Annotated in this window: 14 protein-coding genes and 1 CRISPR repeat array; of the genes, 4 read left to right on the top strand and 10 right to left on the bottom strand. The window is 67.5% G+C overall.

Going from position 1 to position 16,562, the window contains the following annotated elements; all coding sequences use genetic code 11:
• Positions 1–54 precede the first annotated feature (54 nt).
• From ACT2CW_RS43500 to ACT2CW_RS43490, 3 genes are all read right to left on the bottom strand, one after another.
• A complete protein-coding gene (locus ACT2CW_RS43500; RefSeq protein WP_445520600.1) occupies positions 55–432 on the bottom strand; it encodes a pilin in 378 nt (125 codons plus the stop codon).
• Positions 433–759: 327 nt separating this feature from the next.
• On the bottom strand, positions 760–1,536 hold the full coding sequence (locus ACT2CW_RS43495; protein ID WP_445520599.1) for a hypothetical protein: 777 nt from the start codon (positions 1,534–1,536) through the stop codon (positions 760–762).
• A gap of 258 nt (positions 1,537–1,794) precedes the next feature.
• The gene (locus tag ACT2CW_RS43490) at positions 1,795–1,935 is read right to left on the bottom strand and encodes a hypothetical protein (RefSeq protein ID WP_445520598.1); all 141 of its coding nucleotides are present in this window, start codon (positions 1,933–1,935) and stop codon (positions 1,795–1,797) included.
• Positions 1,936–2,490: 555 nt separating this feature from the next.
• Here ACT2CW_RS43490 and ACT2CW_RS43485 point away from each other — a divergent pair.
• The 4 genes from ACT2CW_RS43485 to ACT2CW_RS43470 all read left to right on the top strand — a co-directional run bounded on the left by ACT2CW_RS43485 (position 2,491) and on the right by ACT2CW_RS43470 (position 6,305).
• Positions 2,491–3,075 (top strand): hypothetical protein, encoded by a 585-nt coding sequence (locus ACT2CW_RS43485; RefSeq protein WP_445520597.1) that lies wholly within the window; start codon positions 2,491–2,493, stop codon positions 3,073–3,075.
• Between the two features lie 18 nt (positions 3,076–3,093).
• Positions 3,094–4,035, top strand: a complete 942-nt coding sequence (locus ACT2CW_RS43480) for a TRM11 family SAM-dependent methyltransferase (RefSeq protein WP_445520596.1) — start codon at positions 3,094–3,096, stop codon at positions 4,033–4,035.
• A 342-nt stretch (positions 4,036–4,377) separates the two neighbouring features.
• On the top strand, positions 4,378–4,959 hold the full coding sequence (locus tag ACT2CW_RS43475; protein ID WP_445520595.1) for a helix-turn-helix domain-containing protein: 582 nt from the start codon (positions 4,378–4,380) through the stop codon (positions 4,957–4,959).
• A 107-nt stretch (positions 4,960–5,066) separates the two neighbouring features.
• A complete protein-coding gene (locus ACT2CW_RS43470) occupies positions 5,067–6,305 on the top strand; it encodes a tyrosine-type recombinase/integrase (RefSeq protein ID WP_445520594.1) in 1,239 nt (412 codons plus the stop codon).
• 942 nt (positions 6,306–7,247) lie between these two features.
• Positions 7,248–7,941: direct repeats of the CRISPR family, unit length 37 nt; unit sequence GTTGCGATCCACGGTCACCCCGGAGGGCGACCGCCAC.
• A gap of 142 nt (positions 7,942–8,083) precedes the next feature.
• Here the strand turns inward: ACT2CW_RS43470 and cas2 are convergent.
• From cas2 to ACT2CW_RS43435, 7 genes are all read right to left on the bottom strand, one after another.
• Positions 8,084–8,374, bottom strand: coding sequence for a CRISPR-associated endonuclease Cas2 (gene cas2, locus ACT2CW_RS43465; RefSeq protein ID WP_037965418.1), 291 nt, complete (start codon positions 8,372–8,374; stop codon positions 8,084–8,086).
• Positions 8,374–9,408: a type I-C CRISPR-associated endonuclease Cas1c gene (gene cas1c / locus ACT2CW_RS43460; protein ID WP_445520593.1), complete on the bottom strand. Its 1,035-nt coding sequence runs from the start codon at positions 9,406–9,408 to the stop codon at positions 8,374–8,376. Before cas1c ends, cas2 begins: the two co-directional genes overlap by 1 nt.
• Positions 9,405–10,070 carry a CRISPR-associated protein Cas4 gene (gene cas4 / locus ACT2CW_RS43455; protein WP_445520592.1) on the bottom strand — a complete coding sequence of 222 codons (666 nt, stop codon included), beginning with the start codon at positions 10,068–10,070 and terminating at the stop codon, positions 9,405–9,407. The genes cas1c and cas4 overlap by 4 nt, the downstream gene beginning before the upstream one ends.
• Positions 10,067–10,939: a type I-C CRISPR-associated protein Cas7/Csd2 gene (gene cas7c / locus ACT2CW_RS43450; protein ID WP_445520591.1), complete on the bottom strand. Its 873-nt coding sequence runs from the start codon at positions 10,937–10,939 to the stop codon at positions 10,067–10,069. Before cas7c ends, cas4 begins: the two co-directional genes overlap by 4 nt.
• A 105-nt stretch (positions 10,940–11,044) precedes the next feature.
• Positions 11,045–12,853 (bottom strand): type I-C CRISPR-associated protein Cas8c/Csd1, encoded by a 1,809-nt coding sequence (cas8c, locus tag ACT2CW_RS43445; protein ID WP_445520590.1) that lies wholly within the window; start codon positions 12,851–12,853, stop codon positions 11,045–11,047.
• 4 nt (positions 12,854–12,857) lie between these two features.
• Positions 12,858–13,616, bottom strand: coding sequence for a type I-C CRISPR-associated protein Cas5c (gene cas5c / locus ACT2CW_RS43440; protein WP_445520589.1), 759 nt, complete (start codon positions 13,614–13,616; stop codon positions 12,858–12,860).
• Positions 13,617–14,138: 522 nt separating this feature from the next.
• On the bottom strand, positions 14,139–16,430 hold the full coding sequence (locus ACT2CW_RS43435) for a CRISPR-associated endonuclease Cas3'' (protein ID WP_445520588.1): 2,292 nt from the start codon (positions 16,428–16,430) through the stop codon (positions 14,139–14,141).
• Positions 16,431–16,562 lie beyond the last annotated feature (132 nt).

Here is a 16,562-nt window from a genome sequence, read left to right as displayed (position 1 = left end):
GGAGGGCAGCGGGCGTCAGGAGCAGGACACAGAGAAGACGGCGGCGGGTGCTGGTCATTGCCCGCCGCCGTCATCCACGCCCACGATCTGCTTCAACAAGGCCACCAGCACCGGGGCAAGGATCGCCAGCCCATAGCCGATCGCCGCAGCCTTCAGCGCCCGCTTGGAAGCTTCAACCTCTCCCGGGTCACCCCCGGCCATGAGGTAGCGCAGGCCACCGAAAGTGAGGAAGAGCGTGGCAAGCCCGGCGAGCAGACCGACAACCTCATCCCGCAGATTCGAGATGACCTCCGGAATCGTGGCCACCGCCCACACCACGGGCGGATCCGCCAACAGCAAAACGACGGTCACAGGGATGGTGAACACCAGCCGGAGCCCACAGCGCACCAGCTGACGCGTGGTGGCCGGTCGCGGACGGAAGCGGCTGAGCATGACAGGGCACCTCCATCAGGCACGAGAACAGACAGACAGAAAACGCACGGACGACGGGTATGGGCGGGGTGAGCCGGATCCTTCGCCCGGGGCCAGCCTCCTTCGGCGGCTACCGGATGGCTCTCGGGGTGTCAGCACGAGACGGAGCGCACACCCCACCCAACAACACGGCCCGACAGCGCCGGAGCCCTACACAAACAGCTCCGGCCAGGCCCGGGGGTTCCCGCCGATCCAGGAGAATCAGAAGAAGTCCTCGTCTGCCCATCGATAGAGAATCCGGGGCCGGAGCGTTGACGCCCCGGCCCCGGACGTCCCCCGCATGGCTCCCTACCGGCCCTGATGACACAGGTGAGAAGCCAGGCGCTGTTCGGCGGCAGTGCGATGCCGGTACAGCTGACGCATACTCACCCCACGCTCACCGGCAAGCGCCCCCATCGACTCGCCCTGCAGCCGCGTGCGGGCGATCAGCTGCGCCTCGGCCACGTCCACCACCCGGGCCCGCACCGCACGAGCCAACACCTGGTACTCATCCGACACCGTCAAGCCCTCCAGATCCTCGACGGTTGCGCGGGCACGCAGGCGCCCCAGATGGACCATCGGCTCACCCGCCTCCCGCTCCCCGCGGCGACGAGCCGCGTAGACCAGGCGGTGAACAGCGCGGTCCGCCGCCGCGAACAGCTCCCGGTCCACCCCCGGATCACTCGCTTCCACCTCCGCAAGGGCGACAGCTACCGCGGCGAGAGCTTCCTGCTCGACTTCCTGACGCTCCAGATGTGCCGGGCGGGCCAGGCGGGACAGCATCCGGCGCAACACCGGAACCGTCATGGCCACCGCCACCACCGGCCACGGCTCACCGAGCTCGTGCGCGCGACGCACGACCTCACTCCACGTGCGTGCCCGCAGCTCGGGCCGAGTGCTGGGGTGAGCCAGCCGGACACGGATCTGATCCACCGGCCACGCCTCCTCCGACGGATCGTCACACACCAGGTGTGCGGGCATGGTCAGTGGCGTGGCGGTACGGGCAAGCGCGAGGAAGGACTGCTCCAGCTCCTCCAGCGGCGAGAGCCGGACAGTGTGCGGACGGCGTACGGGGCGATGATGCATGGCGCGACTCCTGCGAGAAGAGGTTCGGACAACTTCCGCCGCCAGCCCTTTCACCCCACCGCGCCACCACTGACCCACCCGCGCACCACCACCGGACAACACACCGCCCCATGGACCGCCATGTGCGATGGCCCACCTCCGGCCCGGCGGCAGTGAGCAGGACCAAAGCCCGTACAGAGCCGACAGAAATCGAACATGAAGACTCTTGAAATTGGCGTCCGCACTCGGGATCCACAGGCACATGACCGCTTGCGTGGATCAGCGATCTTTGAGGAGAAGGTGCAGCAGCGTCACCACGCCCACTCCGACCAAGAGGGCCGTACCGAACGAAGGATGCTCAAAGGCGACGTACACAGTGACGCTGCCCGTCAGCAGCAACAGCGCCACGCGCTGATCCATCTGACCGTGCATGAGTAGAGACCCCTCCCGAGGTGACGGCACGCCTGCGCTTCCGACGGCGCTTGGTGATGAGAGAGAGGCCGCAGGATCGGAGCCATTACGCGGGTTCACAACAGGACCCATGTGTTGTGCGTCACATCCGACGCGCGGGAGTGGCACGAGTCCTGGCCACCGATGGGCACGACGGGTAGTGGGCCGCTGTCGCTGGCATGCGCTCGAACTTCAGCAGCGCCCCTCCATGCACGGGCCCGCCCATGGTGGCTCGCTCATGGCTCGCGACCGGCTCGCACCCGCGCTCACCTGCGAATTCAGACGGACCGTTCGGCCATGTCGCGTTCGATCCGTTCGGAACGGCTGGGGCGCATGACAGAGGCTGAACGGGTAGGCAGTGGCAAAGGCCCGCAGTCTGAATCTCTATTGATCACGTCAGCACCAGACGGCCGGATCCCCGTTCCCGGGCGCCACCAGCCGATGACGAAGTCCGACCACCACCGCACCTCCACCAGTCGCCCCGGCGCATCCCGCCCTCTGCCGACCACCGTGTGGGCCCCTGCCTTGAACGAGCCGAGCGGGGTCTCCGCCCCCGGCGAGGTGCTGCCTGGCTGGGCGTTGGACAAGATCCGCGCCGAGTTCACGCACCGCCCCGGCCACCCGCCCGCGCGCCTGATCAAGATCCACATTCGCGACACCGAACCCGGCATGGACACCCGGACCCGCGTCACCTACCTCGCCGCCCACGAGGACAGCAGAAGCACCCGCACAGCCCCGGTACTGCTCGCGGAGCTGCACCCCGACACCCTCCCCGCCCCCGACGACGAACCGGCACCCGCCTGTGACCAGATGCCGGGCGCCATGGAGAACGGCTGGTCCGGATTCTTCCACCGAACTCATCGCCTCCTGCCCCGTGACGGCATCTTGCTCCTCGCCACCAGGCAGCGCCGCGACGCCGGACGCCTGACCGACCCGCTCGGATCCCTCATCGCCTCCGCCCGCACCGCCGGCTTCCGCTACCTCCAGCACATCGTCATCATCCACGGACACCCCGACGGCGATCGCATCGTGCCCACCCCGCCCGAGGACGCACCGCCCGGACTCATCCACTCCGACCTGCTCGTGCTGTCCGCGATCACCAGCGCCTGACCGAAGGGGCACGACGCCATGTCCGACCGCGAATCGGTGTGGAACACCGCACCCACATCCGCCCCCGCCCAGCGCGCCGACCGCTACGTGTCCGGCTCGAACGCGCACCCCGCCAAGATGCTGCCCGCGATCGCCGCCCACGCCATCCGCACCTACACCAAACCGGGTGAGCTGGTCCTGGACCCGATGTGCGGCATCGGCACCACCCTGGTCGAGGCCATTCGCCTCCACCGCCACGCCCTCGGAGTCGAGTACGAGTCCCGCTGGGCCCGGATCGCCCGGGCCAACGTCGCCCACAGCATCCGGCACGTTGAACAGTGCAGCGGCCGGGTGGTGTGCGGCGACGCCCGACAACTCACCAAGTTGGTCGACGCCGACCTTCACGGCAAGGTCGCGCTGGTAATCACCTCACCGCCATACGGACGATCAGCCCATGGCCGGGTCCACTGCACGAGCGAAACCGGCGAGCGCGGCGTGGTCAAAACGGACTACCGATACGGCCGCGACCCGCACAACCTCGCCCACGTCTCCACCGACCAACTCCTGGACGGCTTCTCCAAAATCCTCACCCAATGCCGGACAGTACTGCGCCCGGGCGGCACCGTCGTCGTCACCACCCGGCCCTGGCGCACCCACGGCGAACTCATCGATCTACCCTCCGCCGTCCTGGCCACCGGACAAGCCGCCGGACTCGTCCCGACGGAGCGCTGTGTCGCTCTCCTCGCCGGCATCCGCGACAGCCGGCTCATCGCCCGTCCCTCGTTCTTCCAGCTGAAGAACGTCCGCGACGCCCGCCGCCAAGGAATCCCCCTCCACCTCGTGCAGCACGAGGACGTCCTCATCTTCACCCGCCCCGAGAAGCCCTCAGCCGCCTCCCGGCCGCTGTGCACCAATCGCCAGCCGTCCCTCAGGCCCGGGCGCTGCAACTACCGCGAAACTGGCCACGGCACCAGACAGTGAATCGGCCACAACATCCCAACACCGCACGGCCTTAACACTGCCTTGCGGAGCCGAAGTGTGGGCCCTGGAGTTGGCACGCCAAGACCGGCGGCGAGGGTTCGTGTCCCGGCTCGGCACCGGCCCCGTGCCCAACCTCGGCGATATGAGCGCCGTCGAGTGGGGCCGTGCGGAGCCCGTTTGCGTCCATACCACCAGCGGGAACTCACCCCAACGGCCGCCCGAGCAGAGCCGGGGCGACAAGCAGAGGCGAGCGCTAACTGGGCCAGCCGGTCGTCGTTGCCCGTCCCAGAGCCGTGCATCCTGCGCTGAGCACCCAACCCGGACATCCCGACCACAGCAGGCATGCCGCTGCCGGTGAACCGGAACGCGCAACCCCAGACCCGCGCACCTACCCCACTTCCAGCGGCCTCAGCCCACATGAGCCCGGAGCAGGACGGCCTAACGCACCAAGATGACGCCCCGAGCTCACAGCCCCACGAGTACCGGCACCCTCACACACCCTGGAGATGCACTCCGAGGAACACCATGAAGAAACCGCACACCACAAGCAGCCCCAACAGGATGCGCCCCCCGCTGCTGACGGACCAGCCAGCCAGCAACTCCCACAGCACGTCCCCTCAATCCGCACACCGCACGGCACCGACTGCAATCGCTCCGTCCCACCACCCAGACGACGAGTCAGTCACTTCTACGCCTTCCAAGACCGAGCCCCATCAGCCCCAGCATGACCTGAGCCGCTTGCTCAACACCGCGGAACAGGCCGCCGCGCTGCTCCAGGTCCCAGCCTCCTGGCTGCGAAAGAAAGCAGCAGCGGACCAGATCCCCTACACCAAGATCGGACGTCACCTCAGGTTCTCCACAGATGACCTGAACGCGATCATCCGCGACGGCGCACGAGGCCCCCGCCGCCACACCCCTTCCTAGCGGAAATCACCCGACTGGGTGGCTCCGCTCTGCCACCCCACGGAGCGTCCATGGACACCCGGCGTCAGACGGGACACCCGAACTCACCACGTCACAAGGAGTCTGCCATGGCATGGGTCGAACGACGCGGCAACAAATGGCGCGTACGGTACTGGAAGCCCGACGGCAGAGCGGGCAGCATCCCCGGGTCCTTCGACACCGAACAAGCCGCCAGCAACCATGCCGAACAACTGACCACCATCCCCGAAACCGCCGCACCCCCCGAGACCAGCCAGCCGGTACCGCCACCCACCACACCGGCCACCTGGCCCCGACCGGCAACCCAAACCACCGACCCCGAGCCTGCGGTAATGGTGTCCGAATGGGCCGAGATCTGGTGGCAAACCGTAGACGTCGGAGCCAACACCGAAGCCTTCTACCGCAGCCTGCTCACCCGCCACATCCTGCCTCGTTGGGGCACCACCCCCGTCGACCAGATCACCCCCGCCGACATCCAGATCTGGCTCAACCGACTCCGCGACACCTACTCCGCCAGCACCATCACTAGCCTCCGCAAGCTTTTCGCCATGCTCATGGCGGACGCCGTCGACAACCAACTCCTGACCACCAACCCGGTACGCCCCCGCAAACGAGGACGAGGCCGAGTTGAACCACGGCGCGAGCGTGCCTGGGCTGACGAACACCAAGTCCTGACCATCGCCCACCGTGTCCTCCGCCTGGCTTCCCGAAACCAGTGCTTGCTGGTGATCAGCGCCGCCTACACCGGCATGCGCTGGGGGGAACTTGCCGGCCTCCACCGCGACAACCTTGACGTCACACACGGCCGAATCCACATCACCGCTGATGCCGGCGCTCTTCACGAAGTCAACGGCCACCTCACCCTCGGTCACCCCAAGACCCACGCCAGCGTCCGTACCATCACCCTCCCACCCTTCCTCACCGAACTCCTCGCCACAGACCTCGCCGCCTCCGCCCGACCCTTCGTTTTCACCACGCTACGCGGCAAACACCTCCGCCGTTCCGGCTTCCAACGTCGCCTCTGGGCCCCAGCGGTATGCGGCGGACGCTATCGCGGCGAGACATGGGACCCCGTCCATCAGGGACTGACATTCCATGGCCTGCGACACTCCCACAAAACCTGGCTGATCGAAGACGGTGTCCCTCAAGTCGCCCAGGCACGCAGACTCGGCCACATCATGGAAGGCAAGATCGACGACATCTACTCCCACGTCACCGCAAGCATCGATGCCCGGCTCATCGCCGGCCTCGAGACCCGCTGGCACCGTGCCCTGGAACGCTATCGCCGCAACCTTGGCCCTCAAGAACCCCAGTCCATTACGTCCTGACCACGTGCGGCCGTAACGCACATCCAGCACCGCCCCTCCCGCGCACTGCACCGCTTGTAACAGCGAATGGTCAGCCCACCATGCGCGATCACTCCCATCGACCGGGTCCTACGGAGGTCCAGTTCACAGACAGGGCTACTGCCGTGGCGTCCGAGCAGAACGAACACCGGCACACTCATAATCCGTCGGCTGCGGGTTCGAGTCCCACCCGCCCCACCATGCATGCTTCTGACCTGCGGAGACGTTTCGGCGGGCGTCCGGATTCGAGACTTTGGGCCAACGGACTGAATCCGCTGCTCGTGAGTTCAATGCCGTGGCCGTCAGGGTTGGTTGGCGCCGCTCTGACCTGGGCGGAGTTCTCGGTTCTCTGCCGGGGCAAGCCGCCGTAGGTGGGCTGTGCGAGCGGGGGGAGGCCGAATTCGGGACGCTGATGGGACGCAGGTCATCGGAGGTGGCTGCCTGGGGATCTGCGCCGCTGCTCTGGCTGTGGGCGGCGAGGTCAGGTCGGTGTGTGACAGTCGGCCATGCTGTGTAATGTTTGGGTCGATGGCATGCTGTCGCAGCCCGAGCTGAGCGCCGGGGAAACAGCCCGTACTGGAAACGGCCCAGCCTGCTGGCCGGGGTGAGTCGACCCTCGAGTAAAGCGGGATCGACAGCGCCGGAGGGGTTCGGCGGTCGACCTGTCCCCCTGACGGCGCACGCCGCCCTGGTCTGCGGCCGCCAGCCTCAACATCGACGGCCGTGAGCGTGCGTACACTGTGCGGTTGTGGCCGACGGTCTTCCTGGTTGACGTCCAGCACGACGTTGCGATCCACAGTCACCCCGGGGGGCGACCGCCACTACCGGAGTCGGGTTGCGGCACCCAGACGGTCTTACTATTGCGATCCAGGGTCACCCCGCGACACTCGACACCCGGCAGGGATGGCGGACGGTGCTGCGGGGGTTGTGATTCACGGTCACCATGGAGGGCGACCGCCACACACATTTTTCGCATCCGTGATCAGCGCCGAGACCTCGTTGCGATCCACGGCCGCCCCGGAGGGCGACCGCCACCACCGTCACCGACGCGTGGTGGCAAGCGGGCCCCGGGTTGCGATCCACGGTCACCCCGGAGGGCGACCGCCACCCAGGACGCCCGCGCCAGCGAGCAGCAACTGCGCGGTTGCGATCCACGGTCACCCCGGAGGGCGACCGCCACCACGGCCGCCCCGGCGCCCGAGGCGACCGAGGAGCAGTTGCGATCCACGGTCACCCCGGAGGGCGACCGCCACTGTCACCGCCTGCCGGACCATCGCCCGGCCCGTGAAGTTGCGATCCACGGTCACCCCGGAGGGCGACCGCCACGGCGGTAGCGGTGGTCGCCGGTGTCCTGGACGCGGGGTTGCGATCCACGGTCACCCCGGAGGGCGACCGCCACCTCGAGGGCCTGGTAGGTCTCGGTGACCCAGTCGGGGTTGCGATCCACGGTCACCCCGGAGGGCGACCGCCACATGACTACATCGCTGCCTTTCACCGGGTGTGCAATCGTTGCGATCCACGGTCACCCCGGAGGGCGACCGCCACCGGCCGTCCGACCGCCAGCGGGTCACCGGCGATGGTGTTGCGATCCACGGTCACCCCGGAGGGCGACCGCCACGCCAGTTGATCAGCGAGAACACTGTACGTCGAGTCTTCATGGGGACGCTGGGGCTGGACAAGACGGTTGGAATCGGGTGTTCTGCTTCGGTGCGACCTGCGTGGCGTGCGTGTACTTGGGGTTCCGAAGCTGGGGAGGGCGATCACAGGACGAGATCTTCGCGGTGCGGCTGCACTTGGGCGATGCCTAGGGTTTGGACGTCGTCGAAGCCTTCTCGGGGGAGGCGGTAGAGGCGGATGCTGTCGGTGTCGATGTCGATGATGTCGTTGAGGCGGTCGAGGAGTTGGAGGAGGGTTTGGTAGTCGGTGACGATTTCGAAGACGGATTTTTGGACGCGTAGGCCGTGGCCTTCGCAGAGTTTGGCAACGCGGCGTAGTCGACGGCGGCCTTCGGGGCTGGTGGTGTCGACGTCGTAGGTGAGCAGGATGTCCATCAGGCGGCTGTCCAGGGGAGGTAGCCGGGGAGTTCGCCGCGTAGGTGGCGGGCAAGGATGCGGGCCTGGACGACGGGGAGTAGCCCGGCGGGCACGTCGCGGCCGGTGATGGGGTGTTCCCAGGTTTGGGTCTTCCATTCTTGCCACGTGCTGAGCAGTGTTTTGCGGCCGTCTTCGGTGAGGCGGACGGCACCGCCTGTGATGTTTTCGAAGTGTCGGGCGCGGAGTTGTCGGCGGTTGAGGAGGGTGAGGGCGAAGCGGTCGGCGAGTACGGGGCGGAATTCCTCCATGAGGTCGAGTGCGAGGGCGGGCTTCCCGGGGCGGAGGCCGTGGAGGTAGCCGATGTGGGGGTCGAGTCCGACTTGTTGGGTGGCGCCGTGGACGAGGCTGCGGAGGAGGCCGTAGGTGAAGGATAGAAGTGCGTTGACGGGGTCGGTGGGCGGTCTGCGGTTGCGGTGGGTGAAGGTGGGGATGTCGGGGGTGGGGCGCAGGGCGTGTTGGAGGGCGGCGAAGTAGGTACGGGCGGCGTTCCCTTCGATGCCCATGATGTGGTCCAGGGACGGGGCGGTGCCAGTTGTGGTGAGTGCTTCGGCGAGGTTGTCTGCGGCTTGGCGGATGTGTGCGCGTGGGGTGGGGGCGGCGTCGCGGGCGGCGCGGAGCAGGATCCAGCGGCTGTTGCGGATTTTTCCGGCGACGATGTTGCGGGCGATGTCGAGTCGTGCGTCGGGTTGGTCGTGGAGCTGATGCTGGGCGTGCCGGAGCAGGACGTTGCCGTGGATGGCGCCGTCGAGGCGGGCGAGGTATCTGCCGCCTTGGGCCATCCAGGTGATGGGACGGTTGTCCTGGGCGCAGCGTGTGATGAGTTCGGTGGAAAGGTTGATGTGACCGTAGACGACGATGCTTTCGATGCGTCTGAGAGGCAGGGTGCGCCGTCCGGGGGTGTCGGGGAGGTGGACGCGGAGGGTGTCCTGTTCCAGGCGAAGGTCGGCGCCTTGGGTCTGCACGTAGAGGGTGTTGAGGAGTTCGGTGGTCACGCGTCGCAGTCCTGTGCGTCGTTGAGGAGGTAGAGGTCGGTGAGGGCTTGCCGGTAACGGCGGGCGCCGGCGAGCAGTTTGGGCATGCACCCGGTGGCCATGGAGCAGCGTCGGCAGCGGCTGTCGGCGGGAGGAGGGGGCAACTGGTCGGTGGTGAGCAGTCTGCGGACTTCACTGGCGGTGCGCAGAACGCGGGCGCGCAGGGTGCCATCGACGGTTACCGTGTGGCGTCGTCGGTCGGCGGCGGAGTAGATGGCGGCTTCGGGGACGGGCCGGTGGAACATCTCTTCCAGGCAGATGGTTTGTGCGGCGGCTTGGACATCGGCTGGCCCGCCGGGGTGGTAGCGGCCGGACTTGTGCTCGATGGGCAGGATGCGTCCGTCGGAGTGAAGTTCGACGGTGTCGCAGACGCCGGTCAGGCCGTAACCGTCGTGCCACACCGGGAGTGCGTGCAGAGTGCGGACGGTGCCGTGGCCGTGGTTGCCGGGGGTGTCCACGCGCTGGTGCAGGAGAGTGCCGCGGATGGTGGCCGCGTCGTCGGTGAAGGCGTCCTCGAGGAGGATGAGGCCGCACTGACGGGGGCAGTAGGCGTAGTGCTCCAGGGCGGAGAGCGAGACCTGCGTGAGCTTCCCCTCTCCGCCCCGGCTGAGGCAGGTGCTCATCCGATCAGGGTGGTGAGGGTGACGCCTTGTGGCAGTTCGGTTTCGTCCACGGCGACGTGGTAGTCGTGGAAGGCGCGGGCGGTGGCGTCACCGGGCCCTTTGACGGTGACGCGGTCCAGTAGCTGGCGGGCGGGTGCCTTCCCGTACGGGTCGTCGTGGGCGAAGACGTACAGGCCGCGAAGGTTGAGTTCGCCGCGGGCGGCGGCGCGGTCGTGGTCAAACATGAGGGTGAAGGCGCGCCAGAACATGCTGAGGTCGTCGCTGGTGACGCCGGTGCGGGCGGCCAGGGGGGCGCTGAAGTGGCCCTCGCCGCGGTAGAGGCCGTAGGGGACGATGTGCTTGGAGCCCATTTCGGTGACCTTGCCGGCGTTCACGTCTTCCTGCTTAGTGGGGGTGACGCGGGTGATGCCGTATTCGAGCGGGGTGACGGGATCGATGGAGCGGGAGAAGGTGAGCTGGAGGGGGCCTCGGACGCGGCCGGCCTGGCGGTCCTTCTTGCCGGTGGTCATCACCGCGCCGAACATGCGGACGTCGAAGAAGGTGCGGCACATCCACTGCTGGGCGTCGAGCTGACTGGCTTCGCCACCGAGGGCATCGGCGGCGTAGGCGCGTTCGTGCTGGGCGTTGAGCGCAACGCCGGCCTCGACGTAGATGTCGTATCCGGGCTTCTTGTGCTCCTCGTTGAGGAGGGAGACGGTGTTGCGGATCTTCCGCTTCAGGGCGACGTCGGTGATGAGTCCCTGGCCGGAGACGGGGTCGGTGCGGGGCATGCCGCCGGCGTCGGGGTCACCGTTGGGGTTGCTGTCCCGGGCTTCGAGGAGGAAGACGAAGTCGATCTTGCGGGCGGGATCGAGATGCGGTGCGGTCATGGTTGCGGATACTCCTGATCTGGTCGGGTGAGCACCGGCCGCCTGCGCTGGGGGCAGGTGCCGGGCGTGGGTGGTGAAAGTCGGGTGAGGCACGCTGGGCAACAGCTACTCGGGGTCGGCGGTGCCTTCGGTGCTCTGGCCGGTCTCAGCCTCGTTCTTGCGCTGCTTGTAGGCGGCGCGGGCGGCGTTGTCCTCGGCGCGTTGCTGCTCGTAGCCGAGGACGAACCACGCTTGCTGGCGGGTATCGAGGAGCACGGGGATGCCGTCACCGAGAGGGGCGAAGGCGGCGAACGCCTGGGCCAGGCGGGTGTCCAGGGCATAGTGGGTGCGGGGCTTGTCGCGGCGCAGGCGCTTGAGGTGGCCGTTGGCGCCGGTACGCAGGGTGGTCAGGACCGCGGCCGGGGCGGTCATGGCGGTGCCGAAGAACTTGTCACCGATCGTGGTGTTGATCTCGGGCAGGGCGGCGCGCTGGATGGCTTCCAGGACAGCGAAGGCGCGGCCGCACAGGTAGCCGGGTTCGCGGCAGGTTTCGTCGAGACGGGGCGCGGGGCCGGTCACCTGGGGGTCCTTCCGGTTCGGGTGGAGGGCGAGGCGGAGCAGGGCGGTGCGCGGGTGGTCCACGCGGTGGTCGGCGCGGATGCGTTGCAGCAGGTGGGGCAGGAGGCGTGCGGGCAGCGGGCCGCGGGTGAGGGCGGCGTGCAGCAGTTCGGTCTCCAGGCCGCGGGGTGCGCTGCGTGGGACGTACCGGCCGGCCTTGTCGTCCCAGCGGCCGGTGGCCAGGGCCAGGTGCCACAGTGGCAGGTAGCGGTCTTTGTGTTCCCAGCCGTCGAAGACCTGGTGGTGGTCGAACCAGGCGCCGAGGTGGTTGCGCAGCCGGCCCACCGGGATGTCGAGCCAGTCCAGGATCACTGCCCTGGCGTTGTTGAGCCCGAGGGTGAGGGCGTAGTAGGCGGCGGGGTCCAGGCGTTCGGCTGCGACTGGGTCCGGCTGCTGGTGGAGGGCGTCCAGCAGTGTGGCCACTGCCTTCTCGGTGGGAGTGTCGAGAGATTCGAACAGGTCGTCGACCGGTTCGCGGGTCCACCACACAGTGACCGCGTCGCTGCCGCGTCGGCGGTGGGCGTCGGTGGCCAGCAGCAGGTTGAGTGCCGCCATTGCCCGGGCGCCGCACCGCTCGCACACGGGAGTGTTCACCAGCTGCAGGGCACCGCCGCGCCCCTGGGCGGAGGCGTTGATGCTGACCAGCTGGGCGTCGCGGGCGAGTCCGCTAGTGGGGATCGCGCCGGATTTGATGCTCTCGGGAATCGTGCCCAGCAGCGCCCGTTCCGTGCCGCAGACCAGACACAGCCCAGTGGCCCCGCTGCTGGCCTTGCGGGCGCGCACGCTTGCCGCCCAGGCCGCGCAGGCGGAGGGGAGCTGGTGCAGCCAGGTTCCGTCATGTCCCATCAGGGCGACCGTGTCGCTGTGCGCGATATCCTCGGGCAGCTCGACGCTAGCCAGGCCACCGCCGATGACGAAGTCCCGGACGGCGGGGACGTATGGGTCATCGGGCGCTGTGTCGGCCCAGGACAGCAGCAGGCTCGTGTACTCACTGCGGCGACGCATCGCCTCTGCTGTGGCCGCCTCGCTCACGGTCCCATCGGAGGCGGGTTTGGGCACCGCGAGGACGTACTGGGCGGTGTCAACCATGAGGCAGGGTGGCGGCATCTTGCCCGAGCGATACGCGTACGGGGCATCGGTCTGGACCGGCTTGTCCTTTGTTCCCTTGGTCGGACGCCTGTCGTAGAGCTTCGCGGCCGAACCGTCGGCCTCGATCCGCAGGACCCACTGGATCTTCTTCGAGCGGTAGTAGGCGGGCGGGAGCTGGGACTCTTCCTCGGCCCACTGTGCGTATTCGGTCAGACGCTGAAGCAGCATGCTCTCACCGGTCCTCACCCGTGCCGTCCGCCCGCCAGCCGGAACCAGCAGGCATGGCGACCTCCTTGGCTCCCAGGGGCTTGAGCGGAACCTCCAGGACGCCCTGGCGGAGCTGGGCATGGAACCAGCGGTACTGCTCGCCCCCGGTGGCCGGATAGACGATGGAGTGCAGCATCACTCCAAGGTCCTCATCTCGCTCGATGGGCTTGGCATCGCTGCGGGGCCCGAACGAGGCACTGAACTCGCGGCATCCGAGGAACGGCTGGGCAAAGCACGCCCCCTTGTCCACGCGGCGTCGCAGCTGCTCTCGGTATTTCTCCTCGCGCCCGCCCTGGCCCCGCTCGGTCAGCAAGACCTGCGCGTGGATGCGGTAGCCGACGTCGCGCAGCAGCATGCTGTTGCGCTGATCTCGGTCATTCTCGACGTCATACCGACGCCCCGGATCCTTGCGCAGCGCCGCCACCTCGCCGACGGTCACCACGGATTTGACTTCGTTCCTGCGAACCGAGGTCCACTCGATCGGCTTGAGAACCTCGATGGCCCGTACCACATAACGGAATTCTGGCTTCCAGAAGATGGCCTCCAGCACTCCCACTGCTGCCGACGGGCTCATCACCGGATACGAAACCCTCTCCACCTTCAACTCCGGACGCGTGAAGCAGGCCAGCGCACCGCCCACCTCCACGACAAGATCCGGGAAGGCCCAGCCCCCGTTACCGCGCCTTGCGATGTGCTCCGTCGCCAGAGCCGCCTGTGATCCCAATCCCCAATCCCCTTCCGTGCTGCCGTATCGGCGCACACCTGCGCCATGTGACGCAGGTAATGGTCAGTCAGCTGAGCCAGTGGCCGCACACAGTAGAGGCAGCCACCGACAAATGGCCCTGACCTGCCGAAAGACGCCAAAGACACTTCTCGGGCCGTTTGGCGTCACGTGGTTCGGCTCAGCGAGCTGAACGTGCGACCGTCGACTCTCCCTTCGGCCTAACCTCGGCAAGGGAGGTGAGTTGATGATGCAGAGAAGAGTCAGACGGTTGCTGTGAGTTCTGTGGAGAACAGGGCGGAACTACGCCACATGCAGTATCCGGAGGAGGAACAACAAGCGGGGCCCTGGGACGACGACGTTGTCCTAGGCCCCGCTTCGCTCGATGAGCAGTGGCGAGGTAAGGCCGTTACGATCCTCGACCCCGCAGCGGGCCCCGGGGTCGCCAGTAATCCCACGGCCGGGACTACGCGCCCCATCGTGGCACGCTTCACCCGACCGACCACGGCACTCCGGCGAGAGATGTCAGAGACTGAACATGCTTCGGTCTTCCAGTTGGTCCGGGTCCAGACCGCGTTGCTCGTGGTAAGCCCCTCGCCAGAGGAGCAGGTCGCCGGTGACGGGCTCAGCGAGTCCGGACCGCAAGGCGGTCTCCGCCTCATGCCGAGGCAAGGAAGCCGTGTGCTGTTGCAGTCCCCGCAGGACCTCCGGCCCACACACCCGGTACGGATCACTCAGCTGCGCGACCGCACCCTCGATCGTCTCGCGGTCCTCCTCGCGACGGATTACGACGACCGGAATGCTGCGGCCTTCCTCGATCATCTGAAAGGCGCGGTCCACCTCCGGGAAATCGAGAGTGCGGCGGAGACTCTCAACCTCGCTGCCTAGCCCCGAGCCCGGAGCACCTTGCTGGAGGGCATAGCGCAGCGGGTAGTACTGCTCCAACGCCGCCAGGTCATCGGGTTCGGCCCTGCCCGGGCCGAAGAATGTGTCGCTGGCCTGCACTGCCGCCCGGTACTCGTTGCTGCGCGGCAGACCGCCATCGGCGGGCTTGAAGACAACCACCGTGCCCAACCCCGGCAGTCGCCCGTCGCGGTTGCAGCGGCCCGCCGCCTGCTGCAACGACTCCGCCGGCGCCCACGCACGGTACACCCGCGGGAAATCCAGATCGACACCAGCCTCGATCAGACTCGTGGACACCACCTGCACCGGCGCATTCTCGGCCAGCAGCCTCTTGACGCGCGCGATCACCTCACGACGGTGTGCGCCTGTCATACGTGTGGACAGGTGCAGCACCTCCCCGGCCGGCGTGGCGTACTGCAGGTGCCGGTGGAAACGGGCGGCATCCTTGGTGGTCCCCACCACCGTCAGCACCTGGCGGTACCCAGCCGCCTCCTCACCGATGCTCTCCAAGGTCACCTCCTCGCCCATCCGCCACTCATACGAGACCCTGCACAAGGCATCAAACAGCCCCGAGGGATCGTCAATGACCGTCCGCCGCTCCAGGCCATCCCATTTCGACAGCTCCCAGAACGAGGGCTGCGTCGCCGACACCAGCAGCACGGTGACCCCGAAGTGATCCACCAACCCCCGCAGCACACTCAGAATCGGCTCCAGCAGACGGTCGGGCAGCGCCTGGACCTCGTCCAGCACGATGACCGAACCAGCCAGGTTGTGCAGCCGCCGCATCTGCGACGGCATGTGCGAGAACAGCGACTCGAACAAACGCACCGTGGTGGTCACCACAAACGGCGCGTCCCAGTTCTCCGCTGCCAGCCTGGCGGCATGCGCCCGCACTTCCTGCGCCGCACGCTGATCCGACGACATTCCCTCGAGCACCGCCTGGGCATCAAGATCCACCGCGCTGTGGTGCTCCAGCACCACCGACTCCTCTCCGGTGAGGGGATCAGGATCCAGCAGGTCGCGGTAGATCGCAGCATTCTGCTCGGTGATGGAGATGTAAGGCACGGCAACCACGAGCCGCCGCATCCCGTTCACAGCCGCGTGCCGCAGAGCAAATCCCCCCGACGCCATGGTCTTGGCCCCGCCAGTGGGAACGTGCAAGACATAGACCCCGGGCTTGCCCGCCGCAGCGGCACACGCCTGCTCGTAGACCGACTGCCGTAAGGCATCCACCCGACACGGCTCACGCTCGGCCAGCATTTTCGACCGTCGCCCCTCGTACCGCTCCAACAGCTGTGCCATCGCGACCGGTTCCCGGCCCCGTGGCACCGTGGCCTCGAAGTGCGCGGCCGTGTCCAGGTAATCCGCATCCACGACGCAGCTGAACACCATTCTCAGCAGCAGATCCAAACCCAGACGCCGTTCCGCCCGGGGCAGATTCCGCAACCAGGAAGGCGGGACGGGCCGAGGATCAGGATGAATCTCGGGTACGACCCGCTCCACCGCACGGATCGACTCCTCTACCGCGGAAGCCTCCGACCCGCCGGCCAAAGCCTTCCTCAGCTCCGTCCTCAGCCGCTCCATGCCCGGCAGCCCACCGTGATGCCCGAAGACCACCGCACCGAACTCCAAGTGCGTGTACCGCTCTGCTAGCACAGTGCCGGCATGTTTGTGCGGCACCCCGACCCTGCCGCTACCCCGGCGCTCCACCTCAAGAAGCCTCGACTGCCAGGAACAAGATCCCTTCCCAACATCATGGATCAGTGCCAGGAACCCCGCCAGCTCACCCGCCCCGAAGACGTCGCCGAACCGCCGAGCCAACGCGGCCGAACCCCGCAAGTGATCTTCCAGAGAATGCCGGTGCCCCGAAACGGCACTTCGGCTATGCGCATACAGCGGTGCGGTAACGGACATGAACGAATCCCCCCTCGACATCACTGATCTCCACTCAGCAACGAGAATGGGAACTTACACAACGCCACTGACAAGACGTGCAGAGGGCGGCACAGGACGGCCCCACTGCGCAGACTGTGGTTACGCTGTCAT

The organism is Streptomyces sp. NEAU-174 (genome assembly GCF_052665095.1).
This window is presented reverse-complemented; position numbering and strand designations above follow the sequence as displayed.

Excerpts from the sequence above, each read along its gene's own strand:
- ACT2CW_RS43470 (WP_445520594.1), top strand. The coding sequence starts at position 5,067 with ATGGCATGGGTCGAACGACGCGGCAACAAATGGCGCGTACGGTACTGG.
- ACT2CW_RS43500 (WP_445520600.1), bottom strand. The coding sequence starts at position 432 with ATGCTCAGCCGCTTCCGTCCGCGACCGGCCACCACGCGTCAGCTGGTG.
- cas7c (WP_445520591.1), bottom strand. The coding sequence starts at position 10,939 with ATGACCGCACCGCATCTCGATCCCGCCCGCAAGATCGACTTCGTCTTC.
- ACT2CW_RS43475 (WP_445520595.1), top strand. The coding sequence starts at position 4,378 with ATGCCGCTGCCGGTGAACCGGAACGCGCAACCCCAGACCCGCGCACCT.
- cas8c (WP_445520590.1), bottom strand. The coding sequence starts at position 12,853 with ATGCTGCTTCAGCGTCTGACCGAATACGCACAGTGGGCCGAGGAAGAG.
- ACT2CW_RS43480 (WP_445520596.1), top strand. The coding sequence starts at position 3,094 with ATGTCCGACCGCGAATCGGTGTGGAACACCGCACCCACATCCGCCCCC.
- cas2 (WP_037965418.1), bottom strand. The coding sequence starts at position 8,374 with ATGGACATCCTGCTCACCTACGACGTCGACACCACCAGCCCCGAAGGC.
- ACT2CW_RS43435 (WP_445520588.1), bottom strand. The coding sequence starts at position 16,430 with ATGTCCGTTACCGCACCGCTGTATGCGCATAGCCGAAGTGCCGTTTCG.
- cas4 (WP_445520592.1), bottom strand. The coding sequence starts at position 10,070 with ATGAGCACCTGCCTCAGCCGGGGCGGAGAGGGGAAGCTCACGCAGGTC.
- ACT2CW_RS43495 (WP_445520599.1), bottom strand. The coding sequence starts at position 1,536 with ATGCATCATCGCCCCGTACGCCGTCCGCACACTGTCCGGCTCTCGCCG.
- ACT2CW_RS43490 (WP_445520598.1), bottom strand. The coding sequence starts at position 1,935 with ATGGATCAGCGCGTGGCGCTGTTGCTGCTGACGGGCAGCGTCACTGTG.